Origin of the sequence: Rathayibacter sp. Leaf248, from assembly GCF_920939495.1 — a bacterium.
GTDB lineage: Bacteria > Actinomycetota > Actinomycetes > Actinomycetales > Microbacteriaceae > Rathayibacter > Rathayibacter caricis.
This window is the reverse complement of record NZ_CAKLAV010000002.1, coordinates 419,871-439,792: the sequence shown is the minus strand read 5'-3', so window position 1 is coordinate 439,792 and position 19,922 is coordinate 419,871. Positions and strand designations below refer to the sequence as shown.

The window sequence follows — 19,922 nt, the reverse complement described above, 5'->3', positions numbered from 1 at the left end:
CGGCACCGGGTCAGACGAGCCGGACGCGCGCCTGGGCCTTGCCCAGCACGGCCTGACCGGCGACCGAGACCACCAGATCGACCCGGACCCAGCCGGCCTCGGCGTCGATCGCTCCGACCTTGGCGACCACGTCGACGTCGGCGCCCTCGCGGGGGTCGACGACGACGGGGCGGGTGAAGCGGACCTGGTAGTCGAGGATGCGGCCGGCATCGCCGACCCAGTCGACGACGACCTGGACCGCGGTGCCCATGGTGAGCATCCCGTGCGCGAGGACGCCGGGGAGCCCGACCTCGGCGGCGACGTCGTCGCGGTAGTGGATCGGGTTGAAGTCGCCCGACGCACCCGCGTAGCGCACGAGGGTGTCGCGTTCGAAGTGCAGACGGCGCTCGGCGAGGACCTGGCCCTGCTGGAGCTCGGCGAGGACGGGGAGCGGCGCGAGCGGCTCCCCGGTGGGCACGGCGGCGGACTCGGTGCTCATTCGTCTCCCCTGACGACGAGGGTGGACACAGCGGTGACGACGTGCGCGCCGTCGCTGTCGGTGACGGCGGACTCCATCGTCACCATGGAGTGCGGACCGAGCTGCTTGACGCTCGAGACGCTCAGCACGGCCACGAGCTCGTCGCCGGCGACGATGGGGCGGGAGTGCACGAAGCGCTGGTCGCCGTGGACGACCCGGCTGAAGTCGATACCGGAGTCGGGCTCGGCCAGCACCTGCGAGACGGTGAGCTCCTGCAGCACGACGGCGAAGGTCGGCGGCGCGATCACGTCGGCGTACCCGGCGCGGCGCGCGGCCTCGGGGTCGTGGTGGAGCGGAGAGGTGGCGAGCACGGCGCGCGCGAATTCGCGGACCTTCTCTCGACCCACCTGGTAGACGGCGGTGGGCGCGAAGGCGCGGCCGGTCAGTTCGGGGTTCACGGGCACCCGGACAGTGTACGCGGTGCCCTTCTCGCGGTGGCGGTCTCCCCTCGCCCGGGTGGCACGCGCGTATGACCATCCGCAATTTCCCATGCGCGTATGGGTGACCCGCGCGCGTTCTTCTCGGAAGCTGGCCAGCATGTCGACACCCCTCCCCGAGCGCGACTGGGCCGAGTACGCCCGCGAGCTCGGCACCAACCTCCACCGCGCGCGCATGGCCAAGAACGAGAGCCAGGAGCGCATCGCCCACGCCGCCGGACTCGCGGGCTACACCTACCAGAAGTTCGAGAAGGGGGAGTCGAAGCCCGGCTCCCCCGCGAACCCGCAGCTGAAGACCCTCTTCGCGCTCTGCGAGGCGCTGGACGTCGAGCTGGCGGACCTGCTCCCGCCGAATCCTCCCCGCGTCTCATCCCGCGACTCCTCGTAGCAGGAGCGCCCGCTCGACCGCCCGGACGAGGCGGGCCGCTCCGCTGAGATCGAGATCGAGCGCTCCGAGCGCGTCGGACTCGATCCGGAGCCGCTCCTCGCCGTCGTCCCCCGGGCGGCAGACCGAGACGTGCACGACGAGCGCCTCGGGCTCGTCGGCGGAGACCTCGGGCCGCCAGCGCACGACCGGCACGCTGCGCGCCTCGGAGCGGTGCAGCCGCCGCGCCCGCCCTCCCACCTCGTCGTGCTCGCCCGCGCACCACATCGGGCACCCGTGGTCGCGCCCGCCGTTCTGTCGTCCGTCCATGTTCCGCACCAATCGCTCGAGGCGCACAGCACACCAGTCGGCACCGACATCGAGGAGGGCCCTCGACCGCGTCCCGTCGCGGGTGTGGACAGCCTCCGACCCCTCCCCCTCTGTGGAGGAGCGACGCCACTCTCCCATACCCAGGTGGTTCCGCGCACGACGGCGCCGGGCGGGTCAGCGGTGCACGATCAGCCAGGTCGCGACGGCCGTCGACGCCCCGCGGTTCACCATGCGGTGCGGACGCTCGCAGGGGAACGTGATCGCATCGCCGGCCGCCAGCACGACGGTCTCGTCCTCGAACTCCACCGTGAGCTCGCCGAGCGTCACCGTGCCGACCTCGAAGCCGTCGTGCCGCAGGAACTGGCGATGCGCGGTCGAGGTCGACCCCGGCGGGTAGGTCGACTCGAAGAAGTCGACCGCCTCGACCGGGCGGGGCGCGAGCCGACGGAACAGCACGCCGCCGTCGAGAGTCACCGGAGCGACGTCGCCCGCGCGCACGACCGCCGTGGCGACCGACGGGGGCGCCGGCTCGTCGAAGACCGCCGACAGCGGCACCCCGAGCGCGCCGACCACGGCGATCAGGCGGCCGACCGAGGGCTGCATCGAGCCGCGCTCGATCTGCGAGACCGCGCTCGCCGAGATCCCGAGCTCCCGGGCGAGGGCGCGCAGCGACATGCCGGAGGCGAGCCGCAGCTCGCGCAGGCGCGCACCGAGGCGCTCGCGGTCGACGCCTGCGGCGAGCGCCCCCGCGGCGATCTCGACCGGGCTCTCGGGGGCACCGGCATCGGGAGTCGAGTCCTCGGTGAGCATCGGGCGGCCCTCCTTCGGCGATCGTCACACACCCGTAACGGACCCGAAACGAGCCGGGGCGTGTCAAGCAATAGGTTCACATGCTGTGAAGCCACTGCTTCACAGAACCGGACTCCACGAACAGCGCCTCACGCACTCCGCGGGGACGGCCGACCGCCTCGGTCCGCCACCACGACCACCCTGACACATCCGATCCGAGCCGGGCCCGCGCCCGGCCGCCCGAGAGGTGGATCCTCCATGACCGACCGCGCCACAGCACCCCGCACCGACCTGCCCGCCGTCCCACCCGCCGCCCCCGAGCTCCCGGCCGGCGCCGCGCTGATCAAGCCCGGCTACGACGACCGCTTGGCGAACGAGGACCTCGCTCCGCTGGTGAAGCAGCGCTGGTCGAGCTACAACATCTTCGCGTTCTGGATGTCGGACGTGCACAGCGTCGGCGGCTACGTCACCGCCGGATCCCTCTTCGCGCTCGGCCTCGCAGGCTGGCAGGTCCTCGTCGCACTCGTCGTCGGCATCGTCATCGTGCAGATCTTCTGCAACCTCGTCGCCAAGCCGAGCCAGATCACCGGCGTGCCCTACCCCGTCATCAACCGGGCGATCTTCGGCATCCGCGGGGCGAACATCCCCGCGATCATCCGCGGCCTCATCGCGATCGCCTGGTACGGCGTCCAGACCTACCTCGCGGCGCAGTCGCTGAACATCGTGTTCCTCAAGTTCTTCCCCGACCTCGCCGCCTGGAACACTCCGGAGGCGTCCTTCCTCGGGCTGTCCGCGCTGGGCTACCTCTCGTACGCGATCCTCTGGGTCGCCCAGGCCGCGCTGTTCTGGCGGGGCATGGAGTCGATCCGCCGCTTCATCGACTGGGCCGGACCCGCCGTCTACGTGGTGATGCTGGTCCTGGCCGTCTACCTCGTGTCGCAGGCGGGCTGGGAGAACATCTCGCTGAACCTCGGCTCGGGCGAGGTCCTCGACTTCGCCGCCTCGCTGCCCGTCATGATCTCGGCCGTCGCGCTCGTCGTCTCCTACTTCTCGGGGCCGATGCTCAACTTCGGCGACTTCTCGCGCTACGCCCGCAGCTACGGCGCGGTGAAGAAGGGGAACCTGCTCGGGCTGCCGATCAACTTCCTCTTCTTCTCCCTCCTCACCGTCATCACCGCGTCCGCGACGGTGCCGGTCTTCGGCGAGCTCATCACCGACCCGATCGAGACGGTCGAGCGGATCGACACCTGGTTCGCGGTGCTGCTCGGCGGGCTGACCTTCGTCATCGCGACGATCGGCATCAACATCGTCGCCAACTTCATCTCGCCCGCGTTCGACTTCTCGAACGTCAACCCGAAGAAGATCAGCTGGCGGATGGGCGGCATGATCGCCGCCGTCGGCTCGGTGCTGCTGACCCCGTGGAACTGGTACTCGAACGACACCGCCATCCACTACACGCTCGGGATCCTGGGCGCCCTCATCGGTCCGCTGTTCGGCGTGCTCATCGCCGGCTACTACCTGATCAGCCGCCAGCGAGTGTGGGTCGACGACCTCTACACGATGAGCGAGACGGGACGGTACTGGTTCTCGAAGGGGTTCAACCCCAACGCGGTGTGGGCCACCGTCATCGGCGGAGTGCCGTCGGTCGCCTCGGTGCTCGTGCCCCGCTGGATCGCGGAGGCGGGCGGCCCCTCCTTCACCTGGCTCGGCGACTACAGCTGGTTCCTGGGCTGCGGACTCGGCTTCGTCGCCATGGCCCTGCTCGAGCGCCGCGCACCGCGGATCGGCCGACTCGAGGAGGACCTCGAGAACGTCAGCGACGGCAGCGCCGCCTGATCCGCGCGGGTGGCCGCTCGCTCCGGGCGGCCGCCCTCCCCGCACCCGCCACGTCCCCGAGGAACGCCATGCGCATCACCGTCGTCAACCCGAACACCAGCGAGCGGATGACGGAGGCGATCGGCCGGGCCGCCCGCTCCGTCGCCTCGATCGGCACCGAGATCACGGCGGTGACGCCTCCGATGGGGCCCGCCTCGATCGAGAGCCACTACGACGAGGCGCTGGCGGTGCCCGGGCTGCTGCACGAGATCGTCCGGGCTGACGCGGCGGGCAGCGACGGCTTCGTGGTGGCGTGCTTCGGGGATCCCGGAGTGGACGCCGCCCGCGAGATCGCGCGCGGCCCGGTCGTCGGCATCGCCGAGGCCGCGATGCACACGGCCACCCTGGTGGGCCGCCGCTTCAGCGTGGTGACCACGCTGTCGCGGACCAGCGGTCGCGCGTGGGACATCGCCCGACGAGCGGGCTTCGGGGAGGCGTGCGCCGGCGTGCACGCCTGCGACATCCCGGTGCTCGAGCTCGACGACCCGGGCTCGGACGCCCGCCGGGTGGTCCTCGAGGAGTGCGCCGCCGCCCTGGCCGCCGACGGCTCGGACGTGATCGTGCTGGGCTGCGCCGGCATGGCCGACTTCTGCCGCGAACTCTCGAGCGAGCTGGGGGTACCGGTGATCGACGGAGTCGCGGCAGCCGTCCGCCTCGTCGAAGGCCTCGTGGCGATGGGCGTCACGACCTCGCGGCGCGACGAGTTCGCCGCACCGCGCCCGAAAGCGATGTCGGGCCTGCTCGCTCCGTTCGCGCGGGTCTGACAGCGGTCGCATCGGGCTGCGAGGATCGGGGCATGACGGTCCTGCGCGAACTCGCCCTCGGCGCCCGCCTCTTCCTCCGCGGCTTCGGCACGTGGGTGCGCTCGCCCCGCGCGATGCTGCTGGGGGCGATCCCTCCGCTGATCGTGGGCCTCGTGTTCCTCGGCCTGCTCGTGCTCGTCGTGACCCGCGTGGGCGACGTCGTCGCCGCGCTGACCCCGTTCGCCGACGACTGGAGCGACACCTGGGCGTCGAACGCCCGACTGGCGATCTCGATCGCGGCGGTCGGCGCCCTCGTCGCCCTCGGGGTCGTCGTGTTCGCGGCGGTCACCCTGCTGGTGGGCGATCCGTTCTACGAGCGGATCTGGCGCGGTGTCGAGGACGAGCTCGGCGGCGTGCCGGACGAGCGGGAATCCGGGTTCTGGGCCGGGCTGGCCCGCTCGCTCCGAGACTCCGCCGTGCTCATCGCGACGTCGCTGGGCATCGGGATCGTGCTGGTGCTGCTGGGCGTGATCCCGATCGTCGGCCAGGTGATCGGCCTCGTGGCGGGAGCCCTCGTCGGCGGTCGCGCGCTCGCCCTCGAGCTGACGGGCTTCGCGGGCGACGCACGCGGCATGGCTCTCGGCGAACGGCGACGGCTCCTCGGCGAGCGCCGGGCCGTGTCGCTCGGCTTCGGGATCGCCGTCTATCTCGCGTTCCTCGTCCCGGGCGGCGCGGTCATCGCCACCCCCGCTGCGACCGCGGGGGCGACGCTCCTCCTGCGCACGCTCCGGGGCGAGACGACCGAGCGCGTCGCCGCGTCCGGGACCCCCTGATCCGCTTGGCCGCCCGGGCGGGCGTCCCCTAGACTCCCCCCGTGCGCACGTCGACCCGAAGCCCCTGGTGGCCCGCCTCCTAGGCGGACCGACGCGCGAACCCCTCGCACACGACCGCCTCATCCGGGCGGTCGTTCTGCATGTCAGGGCCCGGGTGAGGGACACCCCGAACCAAGGACCACGATGACCTCGCTCCTCTCCCGCATCCTCTCCTCCGACGGATCGCTGCCGTTCGCCGTCGTGCTCCGGCAGGGCCGGTCCGAGGTGGACGTCTTCACCGGCGACGTCGTCGACGTCGAGGGGCTCGCCGACATCCCGCTGAACGGCGAGGACGTCCTCACCCTCGTCCCCTACCGACAGGTGCGCGAGCGCGGGTTCGCCGCGAAGGACGACGGAGCGCCGCTGCGCAACCTGATCGTCCGCGAGCGCGAGAGCGTGCCCCTGGACGACGTGCTCCGCCTGCTGCCCGAGCGCGAGATCCCCGTCGAGGAGCGCGGGTTCGACGTGCCCGACGAGGAGTACGCCGACATCGTGCGCCGCGTGATCGAGAACGAGATCGGCCGTGGGGAGGGCGCGAACTTCGTCATCAACCGCGCGTTCGTCGCCCACACCGACGCTCCCCCGGTCGAGGCGGTGCTGGCCTGGTTCCGCCGGCTGCTGACCGACGAGTCGGGCGCCTACTGGACCTTCGCGATCCACACGCCCGGCGTCGACGGCGCCCAGACCGTGACCGCGGTCGGAGCGACCCCCGAGCGGCACGTCTCGGTGCGCGACGGCGTCGCGATGATGAACCCCATCAGCGGCACGTTCCGCCACCCGGCCGCCGGGCCCACGGGCGAGGAGGTGCTCGCGTTCCTCGCCGACGTGAAGGAGAGCGAGGAGCTCTTCATGGTCGTGGACGAGGAGATGAAGATGATGAGCGCGGTCTGCCCGAACGGCGGCCGCATCCTGGGTCCCTTCCTCAAGCAGATGTCGCGGCTCAGCCACACCGAGTACCTCCTCGAGGGGCGCACCGACCTCGACGTCCGCGAGGTGCTGCGCCTGACGATGTTCGCGCCCACCGTCACCGGCTCTCCGATGGAGAACGCCTGCGCCGTCATCGCCGAGTACGAGAAGGAGCCGCGCGGCTACTACTCCGGGGTCCTCGCCCTCTTCGAGCCCGAGGAGCACGGCTACACCGTCGACGCCCCGATCCTGATCCGCACCGCCTACCTCCGCCCCGACGGGCGCCTCACCGTGCCCGCGGGCGCGACCCTCGTGCGCCACTCGACCCCGGAGGGGGAGGTCGCCGAGACGCGCGCCAAGGCGTCGGGCGTGCTGTCGGCGCTCGGGCTCCTGCCGGGCCGGGCGGTCCCGCCGGCCGTCGACCTCAACGCGCAGCCCGGAGTCGCCGAGGCGCTCGAGGCGCGCAACGAGCGCCTAGCGTCGTTCTGGCTCCGGCCCCAGGCGCCCGAGCACATCGCCGGGCTCGACGGCCACACCGCACTGATCGTGGACAACGAGGACCAGTTCACGACGATGCTCGCGCACCAGCTGCGGCACCTCGGCATGGATGCCCGGGTCGAGCGCTGGTCGAGCGTGGAGGACGTGCTCACGGACGACCTCGTGGTGTTCGGGCCCGGCCCCGGCGATCCGCGCGACGGGTCCGAGCCGCGCATCGCGCGACTCCGGGAGCTGATGACCGAGCGGCTCGAGTCGGAGCGGCCGATGCTCGCCGTCTGCCTCAGCCACCAGATGCTCTCGCTGCTCGCCGGACTGCCGGTCGAGCCTCTGCCTGCTCCGCGGCAGGGCGTGCGCCTCGCCGTCGACGTCTTCGGCGAGGAGGCGGCGATCGGCTTCTACAACACCTTCTCGTCGGTGGCGGGATCGGGTGTCGAGCGCACCCCGCTGCTCGATCTCGAGGTGTCGGGCGACCCGGTCAGCGGAGTGGTCGACGCGCTCCGCGGCGAGCACGTCGCGTCGGTGCAGGGCCACCTGGAGTCGGTGCTGTCCTCGGACGGGCTGCGCACGCTCGAGCGCCTCGTGCGCACCGCGACGGCGCAGCCGGCTCGCGCATGAGCGACGTGCGGCTGATCGCGTCGGACGCCTACTCCCTGGAGCTGCGCTACGCGATCGCCGACAGTGTGCGGGCGGCGGCGGAAGCGGCCAGGGCCTGGCACGGACGCGGTGACAAGGAGGCGGCCGACGCCGCCGCCGTCGCGGCGATGCGCGAGGTGCTGGCCGACGCTCCGTTCGACGGAGTCGTGGTGATCGGTGAGGGCGAGAAGGACGAGGCGCCGATGCTCGCGAACGGCGAGCGCCTCGGCCGCGCGACCTCCCCCTCGTGCGACGTGGCCGTCGATCCGCTCGACGGCACACGACTGACCGCCGAGGGGCTGCCCGGGTCGGTCTGCGTGATCGCGCTGGCGCCGCGGGGCGCGCTCTTCGATCCGCGCGACGTCTTCTACATGGACAAGCTCGTCTGCTCGGCGGCCGGCGCCGGAGTCGTCTCGCTCGACCGCTCCCCCGGCGACAACGCGCGGGCGCTGGCGGAGGCACTGGGCAGGCCGGTGGAGGAGCTCGTGGTCGCGGTGCTCGACAAGCCGCGGCACGTCGCCCTGATCGCCGAGCTGCGCGGCGTCGGAGTCGCGCTGTCGCTGCGCGGCGAAGGCGACGTGTCTGTCGCGATCGAGGCGGCCGACCCCGACGGCGCGGTCGATCTGGTTCTCGGCATCGGGGGGACGCCGGAGGGCGTCGTCGCGGCGTGCGCCGTGCGCGCGCTGGGCGGTGTCATGGAGGGGCGGCTCGCGCCGCAGACGGACCTCGAGCAGGCGAACGCGCTGGCGGCCGGTCACGACCTGGAGCGGCTGCTGCGGCTGGAGGACCTGGTCGCCTCGGACGACGTGCTCTTCGCGGGCTGCGCGGTCTGACGGCGCGGCCTGGAAGCAGAAGAACCCCGGCTCTCGAGGAGCCGGGGTTCTTCCGGAACGTAGCGGGAGCGGGACTTGAACCCGCGACACCACGATTATGAGCCGTGTGCTCTAACCACCTGAGCTACCCCGCCGCGCGTTCTTCGCAGGCTCGACCTGCGGGGAACGGAGCCCCCTGTGGGAATCGGACCCACTACCTCTTCCTTACCAAGGAAGTGCTCTACCAATGAGCTAAGGGGGCGCACCTGCGGGCTCCGGCCCCGGGGGGCCTGCCCCTCTCGGGGCGTGCCCGCGATTTGGCACCGTTAGACAATAGCACCTCGCTGGAGGGGCGGTGACCGCGGGTGGGGTGGTCGAGCTCGCTGGTCGAGGAGCGCCGCAGGCGCGTCTCGAGACCCGCCCGCCTAGGAGCGGCTCGCCGCGTCGAGGGAGGCGAGCTCGGCCTCGCCGAGGACGAGGCTCGCGGAGGCGACCAGGGCGGGGAGCTGCTCCATCACGCGGGCGCTGGCGATCGGCGCGACGACTCCGGGCTGCGAGCGGAGCCAGGCCAGCGCGACCGTCGCGACCTCGACTCCGTGCCCCTCCGCCACCGCGTCCAGCGCGCCGAGCACCCGGCGACCGCGGTCGTCGAGGTACTGCGCGGCTCCGGAGGCACGGGGCGAGTCGGACGTCGTGCCGTCGCGGTACTTGCCGGTCAGGAACCCGGAGGCGAGGGCGTAGTAGGGGACGGCCGCCAGGCCGTGCTCGCGGGCGAGCGGCAGCAGGTCGGCCTCGATGCCGCGCTCGACGAGGTTGTAGTGCGGCTGCAGGGCGACAGGCGCGTGCAGTCCCTCCGCCGCAGCGATGCGGAGCCACTCCGCGATGCGCTCGGCGCTGAAGTTCGAGACGCCGATCGCGCGCACCAGGCCCTCGTCGACGAGCTCCGAGAAGACGCGGGCGATGTCCTCCATCTCGACCGCGTCGTCGTCGAAGTGGGCGTAGTAGAGGTCGATGCGGTCGGTGCGCAGGCGCTCGAGCGAGGCGCGGGCGGCGGCGCGCACGGTGTCGGGGGCGAGGCCCGGGAACTCGGGGTGGCGGCTGACCTTCGTCGCGACGACCACGTCGTCGCGGTCCGAGCGGCGGCTCAGCCACTCGCCGACGATCGTCTCGGACTCGCCGCCCTTGTTGCCGGGGACCCACGCCGAGTAGGAGTCGGCGGTGTCGATGAAGTTCCCGCCCGCGGCCACGTAGCCGTCGAGGACGTCGAAGGAGGTCTGGCGTCCCGCGGTCCAGCCGAAGACGTTGCCGCCGAGCGAGAGCGGGAAGACCTCGATGCCGGAGTCGCCGAGCGGTGCGCGGGTGGAGGAGTCGTGGGCGGTGGGGGCGCTGTCGATCGTCATGATCCGATTCAACCCGCTGGGTGCGGGGCGCTCACTCCCCCTCCGGCGCATGTGGAGCAAGCACTCAGGCGCCGAGCCCGCTCCGCTCTCAGAGGTGCTCGGGCAGCGGGTAGTCGGCGTAGGCGAAGCGGGACGAGTCGGGAGCCCAGCCGGCGACGTTGATCGTGCCCTGCCCGCCGAAGAGCCGCTCCACCACGCGGCCGGGCTCGACGGATCCGGCGGGCCGGCCCGCGAGGTCCAGCAGGCGCAGCTCCACCGGGAGGTTCTCCGGGTGGCCTGCAGTGCCGTCCGGGTACGCGAGCGAGAGCAGGAGCGCTCCGTCGGGAGAGACGTGCGGGAACCAGTCGACGGTGGCGGACTCGACGACGCGCTCGAGCTCGGAGCCGTCGAGGCGCATCCGGAACAGCTGGGCCCGACCTCCGCCACCGCGCTCGGAGTTGAAGTAGAGGACGTCGCCGGTCTCGTCGAAGTCGACCCCGTCGTCGGGGTGCTCGTCGGCGGTCAGCGCGGTGAGCGGGCCTCCCTCGGCGGGCATCGTGTACACGTTCGTGACCCAGCGGCCGGAGGCGTCCTCGCCACCGCCGATGAGGGCGAGCAGCGTGCCGTCGGGCGAGACTCCGTGGAGGTAGTGCTTGAAGCGCGCTCCGGGCGCCTCCTCCGTCAGCCGCCGCGCCGGCGCCGAGCCGTCGAGCGCCACCGCGTAGAGGTGGCCGTCGCGCGCCGACACGTACGAGAGTCCGCCACCAGGGGCGAGCACATGGTCGTTGTTGAGCTCCTCCGGCACGCCGTCGAGCGGGACCGGCTGGAGCGTGCCCGCGTCGGCACCCTCGAGCGGCAGCCGGAACAGCAGGCCGTCGCCGTTGATGACGAGGAACGAGCCGTCGGGCGACCAGTTGGGCGCTTCGACGAGCAGAGTGCGCGACTCGAAGACGGTCGTCGACGTGCCGGAGGCGACGTCGTGCACACGGATCCGGCAGAGCTGATCGGGGAGGAGGGAGCGGGCCATGGCCCCACGCTACGGTGCGGCGGCGCACCGCGGCAGGAGCCCGGCGCTTCTCCGAGACCCCGTGACCCGTCAAGCCTCGCCGCACTCAGGTTCTGCGCCACACCCCTCGGATACCCTGGAGGTACGACTGTGCTGGGTACGCCTTGGGAGGAACATGTGATGCTCCTCATCCTCGCGATCTCGTTCGCCCTGGCCGTCGTGACCCCCTGGATCGTCGACCGGTTCGGCCCGAAGACCTTCTACGCCCTGGCGCTCGTGCCCGCCGGCACCTTCGTCGCCACCGCAACCGCGCTCCCCACGATCCTCGACGGCGGCGAGATCCGCGAGACCGTGCCGTGGATCCCCGCGCTCGACATCGCGCTGTCGTTCCGCCTCGACGCCCTCTCGGTCGTGCTGGCGCTCGTGGTCAGCGGAGTCGGCGCCCTCGTCCTGGCGTACTGCGCGTCCTACTTCTCGCGCGACGAGCCGTCGCTGGGCCGCTTCGCCGCCCTGCTCTCCGCCTTCGCCGGAGTGATGTACGGGCTGGTCACCGCCGACGACGTGATCATCCTCTTCGTCTTCTGGGAGGCCACGAGCGTCCTCTCCTACCTCCTGATCGGCCACTACAGCGGTCGCAAGGAGAGCCGCGGAGCCGGTCTCCAGGCCCTGCTCGTGACCACGCTCGGCGGTCTCGCGATGCTCGTCGGCGTCGTGATCCTCATCGTCGAGTCGAACACCACGAGCCTCGCGGGCATCGTCGCCGCGGCGCCGTCCGGCCCGATCGTCTCGACCGCCCTGGTGCTGGTGCTGCTCGGCGCCTTCTCGAAGTCGGCACTCGTCCCCTTCCACTTCTGGCTGCCGGCCGCCATGGCCGCGCCGACCCCCGTCAGCGCCTACCTGCACGCCGCCGCGATGGTGAAGGCGGGCATCTACCTCGTCGCCCGCCTCGCGCCCGGGTTCGCCGACGACTCCGTCTGGCTGCCCGTGGTGGTGAGCGTCGGCGTCTGGACCATGCTCGTCGGCGGCTGGCGATCGCTCCGCCAGTACGACCTCAAGCTCGTGCTCGCCTACGGCACCGTCAGCCAGCTCGGCTTCCTGACCGTGGCGGTCGGCTTCGGCTCACGCGACGCCGCGCTGGCCGGGCTCACCCTGCTCGTCGGTCACGCCCTCTTCAAGGCGCTCCTCTTCCTCGTGGTCGGCATCGTCGACCACCGCGCGGGCACCCGCGATCTGCGCAAGCTCAGCGGCCTCGGCCGCCGGGCGCCGGTGCTCGCGGGGGCCGCGCTGCTGGGCGTGCTCTCGATGGCGGGAGTGCCCCCGCTGCTCGGATTCGTCGCCAAGGAGGCCGTCTTCACGAGCCTGATCTCGGCGATCGAGCAGGGCTCGGCCTGGGCCTGGGTGGCGCTGATCGGACTCGTCCTGGGCTCGATCCTCACCGTGGCGTACTCGGCGCGCTTCTTCTGGGGCGCCTTCGCGCGCAAGAAGGGGCTGGAGGACACTCACCTGCACGCCGAGCCGTGGACCTTCACCGCTCCGCCGGTGCTCCTGGCCGCCGCGAGCGTCGTGTTCGGCATCGCCGCGTCGGTGCTCGACCCGCTGATCGCGGTCTACGCCGACACCCTCCCGTTCGGCGCTCCCGACGGGGACGCGGAGCTGGTCGCGGCGGCCGAGGAGTCGGACCACGGCGGCTACCACCTGGCGCTCTGGCACGGCTTCGAGCCGGCGCTCGCGCTGAGCGCCCTCGTGATCGCGATCGGCCTCCTGCTCTTCGCGAAGCGCGTCGCGGTCGCCCGCCTGCAGTCGAAGGTGCCCAACCGCATCGACTCGGCCGAGGGCTACTGGGCCACGGTGCGCTGGCTCGACCGCGTCGCCAGCACGGTGACCGAGTTCGTCCAGCGCGGATCGCTCCCCCGCTACCTCACCGTGATCTTCGCGGTCTTCGTCGTCGGAGCCGGCGGTGCCGCGGCGTTCAACCGCACCTGGCCCGATGAGCTGGTCTTCTGGGACACCCCGGGCCAGCTGGCGGTCGCCGCCGTGATGATCCTCGCCGCGGTCCTCTGCGCGCTCGCCCGCAACCGCGTCGCGGCCGTGCTGCTGGCGGGAGCCACGGGCTACGGCATGGTCGCGCTCTTCGCGCTCCAGGGCGCCCCCGACCTCGCCCTGACCCAGGCGCTCATCGAGACGGTGACGCTGGTCGTCTTCGTGCTCGTGCTGCGCCGCCTGCCCACCCGGATCGCCGCGAAGCACCAGCCGATGCGCAAGCGCCTGCGCGCCGTGATCGGCATCTCGGTCGGAGCCGTCATGGCGGTCGTCGCGACCATCGCCCTCGGGGCCCGCACCGCGACTCCGATCTCGGTCGACCTGCCCCGCCTCGCCTACGAGGAGGGGAAGGGCCGCAACATCGTCAACGTCCTGCTCGTCGACATCCGCGCCTGGGACACTATGGGCGAGATCTCGGTCCTCGTCGTCGTGGCCACCGGAGTCGCGAGCCTGATCTTCCTCTCGAGCCGGGCGGGAGGCGCCCCGCGCCTGGAGCAGCCGGGCGCCGACGACCGCCGCGAGCGCGCCAGCGACCTCACGGCCCCCGCGCCGCAGTCCGAGCAGTCCGCGGGCGAGGGCGATCGCGGCTCCTGGCTCGTCGCCGGGCGGACGCTCCGCCCCGAGAACCGCTCGATCGTGCTCGAGGTGCTCGTGCGCCTCCTGTTCCACCCCGCGATGATCGTGTCGGTCTACCTGCTCTTCACCGGCCACAACACCCCGGGCGGAGGCTTCGCGGGCGGCCTGCTCGCCGGCCTCGCCCTGGTCGCGCGGTACCTCGCGGGTGGTCGCTTCGAGCTCGGCGAGGCCGCTCCGATCGACGCGGGCAAGGTGCTCGGACTCGGGCTCCTCTTCGCCGTCGGCACCGCGGTGTCCTCCCTCTTCTTCGGACTCGAGGTGCTCGAGTCGAGCTGGCTCGACCTGTACGTGCCGATCCTCGGCGAGCTGCACCTGGGCACCTCCACCCTCTTCGACATCGGGGTCTACCTCATCGTGATCGGCCTGGCGCTCGACATCCTCCGCAGCCTCGGCGGCGAGGTCGACCGCCACGGCGAGGAGGCCGAGCAGGGCTCGCCCTCGGGCGACGGCGTCACCCACTCGACCGACAGCACCCCCGGCCCCGGCGCCGGCACGGTCGACGGGCTCGAGACGAAGCTCCCCACCGGATCCACGGTCGTCGGCGGCCCGGGACGGGGGGACGGCGCATGAGCACCACCCTCGTCCTCGTGGTCGTGATGGCCGTGATGTACGCCGCCGGCGTCTACCAGATGCTCGAGCGCAGCCTCACCCGGATCCTGATCGGCTTCGTCCTGATCGGCAACGCGACCAACATCCTGATCCTGCTGATGGCGGGCCGGTCGGGGTTCGCTCCGTTCGTGAACGACGGCCGCAGCTACGAGGAGACCGCGGAGGGGATGGCCGACCCGCTCCCCCAGGCGCTGATCCTGACCGCGATCGTGATCACGTTCGGCATCACCGCGTTCCTGCTCGCCATGATCTACCGGCGGTGGCGCCTCGCGAACGCCGACCAGGTGGAGGACGACGAGACCGACGCGTCGGTGCGCGCCGACGCCGCCGGCATCTCGGCGCAGACCACGGCCGACGACAAGGCCCTCGACGACCTGCTCGAGGCGAGCGACGAGGGCACGGCGGCCAGGCACGGAGAGAGCTCGATGAGCGACGACAGGAAGGAGGACCGATGAACGTGCTGATCCCCCTCGTCGTCACCCTCCCCCTGCTGGGAGCCGCGGTCGCGCTCGTCCTCGGCCGCCACCGCCGCGCCCAGATCCTCGTCAACATCGTGACGCTGTCGGCGGTCCTCGTGATCTCCTCCGTGCTGCTCGTGCTCGTGCTGACGAACGACGACGGCGGCAGCGCCGTCTACGTGGGCGGCTGGGAGCCGCCGTGGGGCATCGTGCTGGTCGTCGATCCGCTCGCCGCGCTGATGCTCGTGATCACCTCGATCACGCTGCTGGGCGTCCTGCTGTTCTCGGTGGGCCAGGGCCTGGTCGACGGCAACCGCGAGACACCGGTCACGATCTTCCACCCGACCTACCTGATCCTCTCGGCGGGCATCCTCAACGCCTTCGTGGCGGGCGACCTCTTCAACCTCTACGTCGGCTTCGAGATCCTGCTGGCCGCGAGCTACGTGCTGATCACGCTGGGCGGCACCGCGCCGCGCATCCGGGCGGGCACGACCTACGTGGTCGTGAGCCTGGTCTCGAGCGTGTTCTTCCTCTCGGCCATCGGCCTGCTCTACGGAGCGACCGGCACGGTCAACATGGCGCAGCTCTCGATCCGCATCGCCGAGCTCCCCGCCGACGTGCAGCTCGTTCTGCACGTGGTGCTGCTGCTGGGCTTCGGCATCAAGGCGGCGGTGTTCCCGCTGTCGTTCTGGCTGCCCGACTCGTACCCGACCGCCCCCGCGCCGGTCACCGCGGTGTTCGCGGGCCTGCTCACCAAGGTCGGCGTCTACGCGCTGATCCGCACCGAGACGCTGCTGTTCCCCGGCGGCGATCTCAGCGCGGTCCTGCTCGTGGTCTCCCTGTTGACGCTCGTCGTCGGGATCCTCGGCGCGGTCGCCCAGGCCGACATCAAGCGCATGCTGTCGTTCACGCTGGTCTCGCACATCGGCTACATGGTCTTCGGCATCGCGATCGGGTCGCAGGCGGGATACGCGGCGACGATCTTCTACGTCATCCACCACATCACGGTGCAGACCACCCTGTTCCTCGCGACGGGGCTCATCGAGCGCGTGGGAGGGACGACGTCGATCCTGCGGCTGGGCGGGCTGCTGAAGGCCTCGCCGCTGCTGGCGCTCCTCTACTTCATCCCCGCCATGAACCTCGGCGGCATCCCTCCGTTCACCGGCTTCCTCGGCAAGGTCGGCCTGTTCGTCGCCGGCACGGAGTCGGCGACGGACCAGCCCTCGTGGCTGATCTGGGCGGTCATCGCCGCCGGCGCCGTCACCTCGCTGCTCACCCTCTACGCCGTCGCTCGCGTCTGGAACATGGCGTTCTGGCGCCGCCAGGAGGAGGTGCCCGGCTACGAGTCGCCGCTGATCGACCAGCTGCAGGAGGATCCGCACGACACGGGAACCGTCCGCACCCGGCATTCGCCGCCCATGATGGTGCTCGCGACCGCCGGCATGGTGCTCGTGAGCATCGCGCTCACCGTCGGCGCCGGTCCGCTCTACGACGCGAGCGAGCACGCCGCGGCCGAGATCGCCGACCCGTCGACCTACATCGCCACCGTGTACCGCGACTCGTCCTTCGGAGAGGAGGGCCCCCGATGAGCCCCCGCCGCCGCGTGGACATCTGGAACCGCGTCGCGATGTTCGTCACCCTCGTCGGCATCTGGGTGCTGCTCTGGGACGACGTCTCTGTGCTCTCGATCGTCTCGGGCTTCCTGATCGCCCTGCTGATCACCCGGGTCTTCTACCTCCCGCCCGTCGAGTTCTCGAACCGCATCAACCCGTGGTTCGTGCTGCTCTTCCTCCTGCGCCTGCTGCTCGACATCGCCAGCGCGTCGGTGCGCGTGTCGTGGCAGATCCTCACCCTTCCGGTCCCGGTGCACAACGCGATCGTGGCGGTGCACCTGCGCAGCCGCTCCGAGGGCATGCTCGTCTGGACCACCGAGGCGGTGTCGCTCGTCCCGGGCTCGCTCGTGATCGACGTCGACCCGCAGCAGAACGTGCTCTACCTGCACGTCCTCGGCGTCACCCACGACGAGGGCGAGCGGATCGAGGAGGTGCGCCGCACGGTGCTCCGGACCGAGGCGCGCATCGTCCGCGCGATCGGCTCGAAGGAGGACGTCGCACGCGTGAACCAGCCGCTCGGCGAGGGTGCGGGGGTGCTCCGATGATCGACTGGCTCGTCTGGATCCTCGTGCCCGTGTTCGGCATCGCGTGCCTGCTCGCGCTGGTGCGCATCCTCCTCGGCCCCTCGGTGCTCGACCGCGTGGTCGCGGCGGACGTGCTGGTCGCCACGATCATCTGCGGGATCGGAGCCGAGATGGCGGTCAACCGGCACGCCACCACCCTCCCCGTCGCCCTCGGCCTCGCGCTCTTCGCCGTCTTCGGCTCGATCAGCGTCGCCAAGTTCATGGCCAACCGCGAGGAGGACTGACATGGACCTCGTGCTCGACGTCCTCACCGCCGTGCTGCTCCTCGCCGGCGGGCTGCTCTCGCTGGTCGCGGCGATCGGATTGATGCGCTTCGACGACCTGCTCTCGCGGATGCACGCGGGGACCAAGCCGCAGGTGCTCGGCCTGATCTGCGTGATGCTGGCCGTGGCGATCCGGAACCCGGGCTTCGCCGCCGCCGGCACGATCATCCTCGTGATCGGGTTCCAGCTGCTGACCGTGCCGGTCTCGGCGCACATGGTCGGCCGCGCCGCGTACCGCGCCGAGGCGGTCTCGACCGGGTACCTCGTGGCCGACGAGCTCGCCGAGGCCGTGTCGCGGGCGGATGAGCAGGCACGCACGACCACGGGGCCGGAGTCGGGTCACACGTCGGAGGAGGCGGCGCGGACCTCGCGCGCGCCGCAGCCCGAGGACGAGGACGGGCCGGCGGCGACGGCGTAGGCCGGGTCTGCGACGATTCGAGCCCGGAGCGGGGCCTCGAGCAGGCGCCGAGGCGTTCAGCGCAGGAGCGCCGCTCCGGCGGTCGGTGCTCCCGCAGCGCCCGTCATCGAGCGTGCCGCGAAGCCGCCGATCGCGAGGGTCGCGGCGAGCAGGCCGCCGAGCAGGAGCACCAGCAGCGGCACCACCCAGAGCAGGGCGCGGCGGCGGCGGGCTCTGGCCTCGTCGGGAGTCTCGTCGGTCACCCGTCGACCCTACGACGTCGTGCACCGCCTGCCCGCGAGGGGTGCTCTATCCTGGCCGCATGCCCCTCGAATCCCCTGTTTCCGGCGCGCCCGCGAACGAGCCGGTCGTGTTCCCCGCCGACTCGCCGAGCACTTCGGGCTCCGAGTGGTGGCGCTCCGCCATCATCTACCAGATCTACCCGCGGTCCTTCGCGGACGCGGACGGCGACGGCATCGGCGACCTCCCCGGTATCACCGGCCGCCTCGACAGCCTGGCCGAGCTGGGCGTCGACGCGATCTGGCTCTCGCCCTTCATGACCTCCCCGCAGAACGACGCGGGCTACGACGTCGCCGACTACTGCGACGTCGATCCGCTCTTCGGCACCCTCGCCGACTTCGACGCGATGCTCGCCCGCGCGCACGCGCTGGGCATCCGCATCATCGTCGACCTCGTGCCCAACCACTCGTCCAGCGCGCACCGCTGGTTCCAGGAGGCGCTGACGGCGCCCGCGGGCAGCGCCGAGCGCGCGCGCTACCTGTTCCGGGACGGCCGGGGCGAGACCGGCGAACTGCCGCCGAACAACTGGGAGTCCGTCTTCGGCGGTCCGGCGTGGACGCGGATCACGGAGCCCGACGGCGCGGCCGGCCAGTGGTACCTGCACCTCTTCGACACGTCGCAGCCCGACTTCGACTGGACGAACGAGTGGGTGCGCGAGCGCTTCCGCGAGGTGCTGCGCTTCTGGCTCGACCGCGGAGTCGACGGCTTCCGGGTCGATGTGGCGCACGGCATGATCAAGGCCGACGGCCTGCCCGACTACACGCCCCCCGCCGACAGCGGCTCCATGGGCGGAGTGGCACCGGCCGACGACCCCGACCCCGAGACGGCCCCCTACTGGGCCCAGGACGGCGTGCACGAGATCTACCGCGACTGGCACGCGCTGCTCGCCGAGTACCCGGCCGACCGCGTGCTCTGCGCCGAGGCGTGGGTGCAGCCTCTGCCGAAGCTCGCCCGCTGGGTCCGGCCCGACGAGATGCACCAGGCGTTCAACTTCGCGTACCTCGAGACGCCGTGGGCCGGTCCCGCCCTGCGCGACATCATCGACTCCTCGCTCACGGCGTTCGCCGCGGTGGGCGCCCCGTCGACCTGGGTGCTCTCGAACCACGACGTCGTGCGCCACGCGAGCCGCCTCGCGCTCACGGCCGACAACCCGCAGGGCTACGGCATCGGCCCGAAGTCCGCCGGACTCCCCGACCCGGTGCTGGGTCTGCGCCGCGCCCGCGCCGCCACGGCGCTGATGCTCGCGCTGCCCGGCTCCGCCTACGTGTACCAGGGCGAGGAGCTCGGCCTGCCGGAGGCGATCGATCTGCCGGACGAGTCGCGGCAGGATCCGACCTGGTTCCGCACGAAGGGCGAGCGCTACGGCCGCGACGGCTGCCGCGTCCCCCTGCCCTGGGAGGCCCACGCTCCCGCCTACGGCTTCAGCGCGTCGGGCGACTCCTGGCTGCCGCAGCCCGGCGACTGGGCGCCCTTCGCCCGCGACGCGCAGCGCGGAGTCGAGGGGTCGACCCTCGAGCTCTACCGGGCGCTGCTCGCCGAGCGCCGCGCGTCGCGGCTGGGCGAGGGGTCGATCGAGTGGCTCGACGGGTACCCGGAGGAGGTCGTGGCGTTCCGGAACGGAGGCGTCACGGTCGTCGCGAACACCGGCTCCGAGCCGGTGGAGCTGCCGGTCGGCACGGTCGTGCTCTCCTCCGAGGAGCTGCACGAGCCGGCGCTGCCGGGCGACACGACGGTCTGGCTGCGCACGAGCTGACGGGTCGGGCAGGTCCGGCGCCTGCACGCTCTGCAGGCGTCCGTGCGATCTGCAGGCATCGGTGCGATGTGCAGGGCTTCCGCGGTCGAGCGGAGGAGTCTTCGCGGT

Annotated in this window: 20 protein-coding genes and 2 tRNA genes; 13 read left to right on the top strand and 9 right to left on the bottom strand. The window is 72.0% G+C overall.

Annotated features, from left to right (window positions below; translation table 11 throughout):
- Positions 1–10: 10 nt before the first annotated feature.
- Both LRG51_RS15100 and LRG51_RS15095 read right to left on the bottom strand, forming a co-directional pair.
- Positions 11–478 (bottom strand): MaoC/PaaZ C-terminal domain-containing protein, encoded by a 468-nt coding sequence (locus LRG51_RS15100; RefSeq protein WP_082481223.1) that lies wholly within the window; start codon positions 476–478, stop codon positions 11–13.
- The gene (locus LRG51_RS15095) at positions 475–921 is read right to left on the bottom strand and encodes an FAS1-like dehydratase domain-containing protein (protein WP_082481220.1); all 447 of its coding nucleotides are present in this window, start codon (positions 919–921) and stop codon (positions 475–477) included. Before LRG51_RS15095 ends, LRG51_RS15100 begins: the two co-directional genes overlap by 4 nt.
- A gap of 133 nt (positions 922–1,054) precedes the next feature.
- Here LRG51_RS15095 and LRG51_RS15090 point away from each other — a divergent pair, with 133 nt between their 5' ends.
- Positions 1,055–1,342 carry a helix-turn-helix domain-containing protein gene (locus LRG51_RS15090; protein ID WP_055790599.1) on the top strand — a complete coding sequence of 96 codons (288 nt, stop codon included), beginning with the start codon at positions 1,055–1,057 and terminating at the stop codon, positions 1,340–1,342.
- On the opposite strand, the gene LRG51_RS15085 is transcribed toward LRG51_RS15090, so the two are convergent.
- Entirely contained in the window at positions 1,322–1,648 is a 327-nt protein-coding gene (locus LRG51_RS15085; protein WP_157603136.1) for a DUF6907 domain-containing protein, read from the bottom strand. The genes LRG51_RS15090 and LRG51_RS15085 overlap by 21 nt on opposite strands.
- 174 nt (positions 1,649–1,822) lie before the next feature.
- Complete coding sequence (locus tag LRG51_RS15080; RefSeq protein WP_107573407.1) at positions 1,823–2,458, bottom strand: helix-turn-helix domain-containing protein; 636 nt, start codon at positions 2,456–2,458, stop codon at positions 1,823–1,825.
- A gap of 237 nt (positions 2,459–2,695) precedes the next feature.
- Here LRG51_RS15080 and LRG51_RS15075 point away from each other — a divergent pair, with 237 nt between their 5' ends.
- The 5 genes from LRG51_RS15075 (at position 2,696) to LRG51_RS15055 (ending at position 8,797) form a co-directional block, all read left to right on the top strand.
- Positions 2,696–4,273 (top strand): NCS1 family nucleobase:cation symporter-1, encoded by a 1,578-nt coding sequence (locus tag LRG51_RS15075; protein WP_055790591.1) that lies wholly within the window; start codon positions 2,696–2,698, stop codon positions 4,271–4,273.
- 68 nt (positions 4,274–4,341) lie between these two features.
- Entirely contained in the window at positions 4,342–5,076 is a 735-nt protein-coding gene (locus LRG51_RS15070; protein WP_055790588.1) for an aspartate/glutamate racemase family protein, read from the top strand.
- A gap of 32 nt (positions 5,077–5,108) precedes the next feature.
- Positions 5,109–5,888, top strand: a complete 780-nt coding sequence (locus tag LRG51_RS15065) for an EI24 domain-containing protein (RefSeq protein WP_055790586.1) — start codon at positions 5,109–5,111, stop codon at positions 5,886–5,888.
- 183 nt (positions 5,889–6,071) lie between these two features.
- Positions 6,072–7,946 (top strand): anthranilate synthase family protein, encoded by a 1,875-nt coding sequence (locus LRG51_RS15060; protein WP_055790583.1) that lies wholly within the window; start codon positions 6,072–6,074, stop codon positions 7,944–7,946.
- Positions 7,943–8,797 carry a fructose-bisphosphatase class II family protein gene (locus LRG51_RS15055; protein WP_055790580.1) on the top strand — a complete coding sequence of 285 codons (855 nt, stop codon included), beginning with the start codon at positions 7,943–7,945 and terminating at the stop codon, positions 8,795–8,797. The genes LRG51_RS15060 and LRG51_RS15055 overlap by 4 nt, the downstream gene beginning before the upstream one ends.
- Before the next feature lie 60 nt (positions 8,798–8,857).
- Here the strand turns inward: LRG51_RS15055 and LRG51_RS15050 are convergent.
- The 4 genes from LRG51_RS15050 to LRG51_RS15035 form a co-directional block, all read right to left on the bottom strand.
- Positions 8,858–8,931, bottom strand: a tRNA-Met gene (locus LRG51_RS15050).
- 35 nt (positions 8,932–8,966) lie between these two features.
- Positions 8,967–9,038 (bottom strand) — tRNA-Thr (locus LRG51_RS15045).
- 163 nt (positions 9,039–9,201) lie between these two features.
- Complete coding sequence (locus tag LRG51_RS15040; RefSeq protein ID WP_230673439.1) at positions 9,202–10,176, bottom strand: aldo/keto reductase; 975 nt, start codon at positions 10,174–10,176, stop codon at positions 9,202–9,204.
- Between the two features lie 88 nt (positions 10,177–10,264).
- Positions 10,265–11,182, bottom strand: coding sequence for a TolB family protein (locus LRG51_RS15035; protein ID WP_230673437.1), 918 nt, complete (start codon positions 11,180–11,182; stop codon positions 10,265–10,267).
- Between the two features lie 159 nt (positions 11,183–11,341).
- Here LRG51_RS15035 and LRG51_RS15030 point away from each other — a divergent pair, with 159 nt between their 5' ends.
- The 6 genes from LRG51_RS15030 to mnhG are packed head-to-tail and all read left to right on the top strand — an operon-like array spanning position 11,342 to position 17,782.
- Positions 11,342–14,407 carry a Na+/H+ antiporter subunit A gene (locus LRG51_RS15030; protein ID WP_055790571.1) on the top strand — a complete coding sequence of 1,022 codons (3,066 nt, stop codon included), beginning with the start codon at positions 11,342–11,344 and terminating at the stop codon, positions 14,405–14,407.
- Positions 14,404–14,901 (top strand): Na(+)/H(+) antiporter subunit C, encoded by a 498-nt coding sequence (locus LRG51_RS15025; protein WP_055790568.1) that lies wholly within the window; start codon positions 14,404–14,406, stop codon positions 14,899–14,901. Before LRG51_RS15030 ends, LRG51_RS15025 begins: the two co-directional genes overlap by 4 nt.
- Positions 14,898–16,493, top strand: a complete 1,596-nt coding sequence (locus LRG51_RS15020) for a Na+/H+ antiporter subunit D (RefSeq protein WP_230673435.1) — start codon at positions 14,898–14,900, stop codon at positions 16,491–16,493. Before LRG51_RS15025 ends, LRG51_RS15020 begins: the two co-directional genes overlap by 4 nt.
- On the top strand, positions 16,490–17,062 hold the full coding sequence (locus LRG51_RS15015) for a Na+/H+ antiporter subunit E (protein ID WP_107573420.1): 573 nt from the start codon (positions 16,490–16,492) through the stop codon (positions 17,060–17,062). Before LRG51_RS15020 ends, LRG51_RS15015 begins: the two co-directional genes overlap by 4 nt.
- Positions 17,059–17,325 carry a monovalent cation/H+ antiporter complex subunit F gene (locus LRG51_RS15010; protein WP_230673433.1) on the top strand — a complete coding sequence of 89 codons (267 nt, stop codon included), beginning with the start codon at positions 17,059–17,061 and terminating at the stop codon, positions 17,323–17,325. Before LRG51_RS15015 ends, LRG51_RS15010 begins: the two co-directional genes overlap by 4 nt.
- 1 nt (position 17,326) lies before the next feature.
- Positions 17,327–17,782 (top strand): monovalent cation/H(+) antiporter subunit G, encoded by a 456-nt coding sequence (gene mnhG / locus LRG51_RS15005; RefSeq protein ID WP_082481217.1) that lies wholly within the window; start codon positions 17,327–17,329, stop codon positions 17,780–17,782.
- 56 nt (positions 17,783–17,838) lie between these two features.
- Here the strand turns inward: mnhG and LRG51_RS15000 are convergent, their stop codons facing one another.
- Entirely contained in the window at positions 17,839–18,024 is a 186-nt protein-coding gene (locus LRG51_RS15000) for a hypothetical protein (protein WP_230673431.1), read from the bottom strand.
- A 59-nt stretch (positions 18,025–18,083) separates the two neighbouring features.
- On the opposite strand from LRG51_RS15000, the gene LRG51_RS14995 reads away from it, so the two are divergent.
- Positions 18,084–19,814, top strand: a complete 1,731-nt coding sequence (locus tag LRG51_RS14995; RefSeq protein ID WP_230673429.1) for a glycoside hydrolase family 13 protein — start codon at positions 18,084–18,086, stop codon at positions 19,812–19,814.
- Positions 19,815–19,922 lie beyond the last annotated feature (108 nt).

Coding starts and splice junctions, on each gene's coding strand:
- LRG51_RS15100 (WP_082481223.1), bottom strand. CDS start 478: ATGAGCACCGAGTCCGCCGCCGTGCCCACCGGGGAGCCGCTCGCGCCG.
- LRG51_RS15090 (WP_055790599.1), top strand. CDS start 1,055: ATGTCGACACCCCTCCCCGAGCGCGACTGGGCCGAGTACGCCCGCGAG.
- LRG51_RS15085 (WP_157603136.1), bottom strand. CDS start 1,648: ATGGACGGACGACAGAACGGCGGGCGCGACCACGGGTGCCCGATGTGG.
- LRG51_RS15080 (WP_107573407.1), bottom strand. CDS start 2,458: ATGCTCACCGAGGACTCGACTCCCGATGCCGGTGCCCCCGAGAGCCCG.
- LRG51_RS15075 (WP_055790591.1), top strand. CDS start 2,696: ATGACCGACCGCGCCACAGCACCCCGCACCGACCTGCCCGCCGTCCCA.
- LRG51_RS15070 (WP_055790588.1), top strand. CDS start 4,342: ATGCGCATCACCGTCGTCAACCCGAACACCAGCGAGCGGATGACGGAG.
- LRG51_RS15065 (WP_055790586.1), top strand. CDS start 5,109: ATGACGGTCCTGCGCGAACTCGCCCTCGGCGCCCGCCTCTTCCTCCGC.
- LRG51_RS15060 (WP_055790583.1), top strand. CDS start 6,072: ATGACCTCGCTCCTCTCCCGCATCCTCTCCTCCGACGGATCGCTGCCG.
- LRG51_RS15055 (WP_055790580.1), top strand. CDS start 7,943: ATGAGCGACGTGCGGCTGATCGCGTCGGACGCCTACTCCCTGGAGCTG.
- LRG51_RS15040 (WP_230673439.1), bottom strand. CDS start 10,176: ATGACGATCGACAGCGCCCCCACCGCCCACGACTCCTCCACCCGCGCA.
- LRG51_RS15035 (WP_230673437.1), bottom strand. CDS start 11,182: ATGGCCCGCTCCCTCCTCCCCGATCAGCTCTGCCGGATCCGTGTGCAC.
- LRG51_RS15030 (WP_055790571.1), top strand. CDS start 11,342: ATGCTCCTCATCCTCGCGATCTCGTTCGCCCTGGCCGTCGTGACCCCC.
- LRG51_RS15025 (WP_055790568.1), top strand. CDS start 14,404: ATGAGCACCACCCTCGTCCTCGTGGTCGTGATGGCCGTGATGTACGCC.
- LRG51_RS15020 (WP_230673435.1), top strand. CDS start 14,898: ATGAACGTGCTGATCCCCCTCGTCGTCACCCTCCCCCTGCTGGGAGCC.
- LRG51_RS15015 (WP_107573420.1), top strand. CDS start 16,490: ATGAGCCCCCGCCGCCGCGTGGACATCTGGAACCGCGTCGCGATGTTC.
- LRG51_RS15010 (WP_230673433.1), top strand. CDS start 17,059: ATGATCGACTGGCTCGTCTGGATCCTCGTGCCCGTGTTCGGCATCGCG.
- mnhG (WP_082481217.1), top strand. CDS start 17,327: ATGGACCTCGTGCTCGACGTCCTCACCGCCGTGCTGCTCCTCGCCGGC.
- LRG51_RS14995 (WP_230673429.1), top strand. CDS start 18,084: ATGCCCCTCGAATCCCCTGTTTCCGGCGCGCCCGCGAACGAGCCGGTC.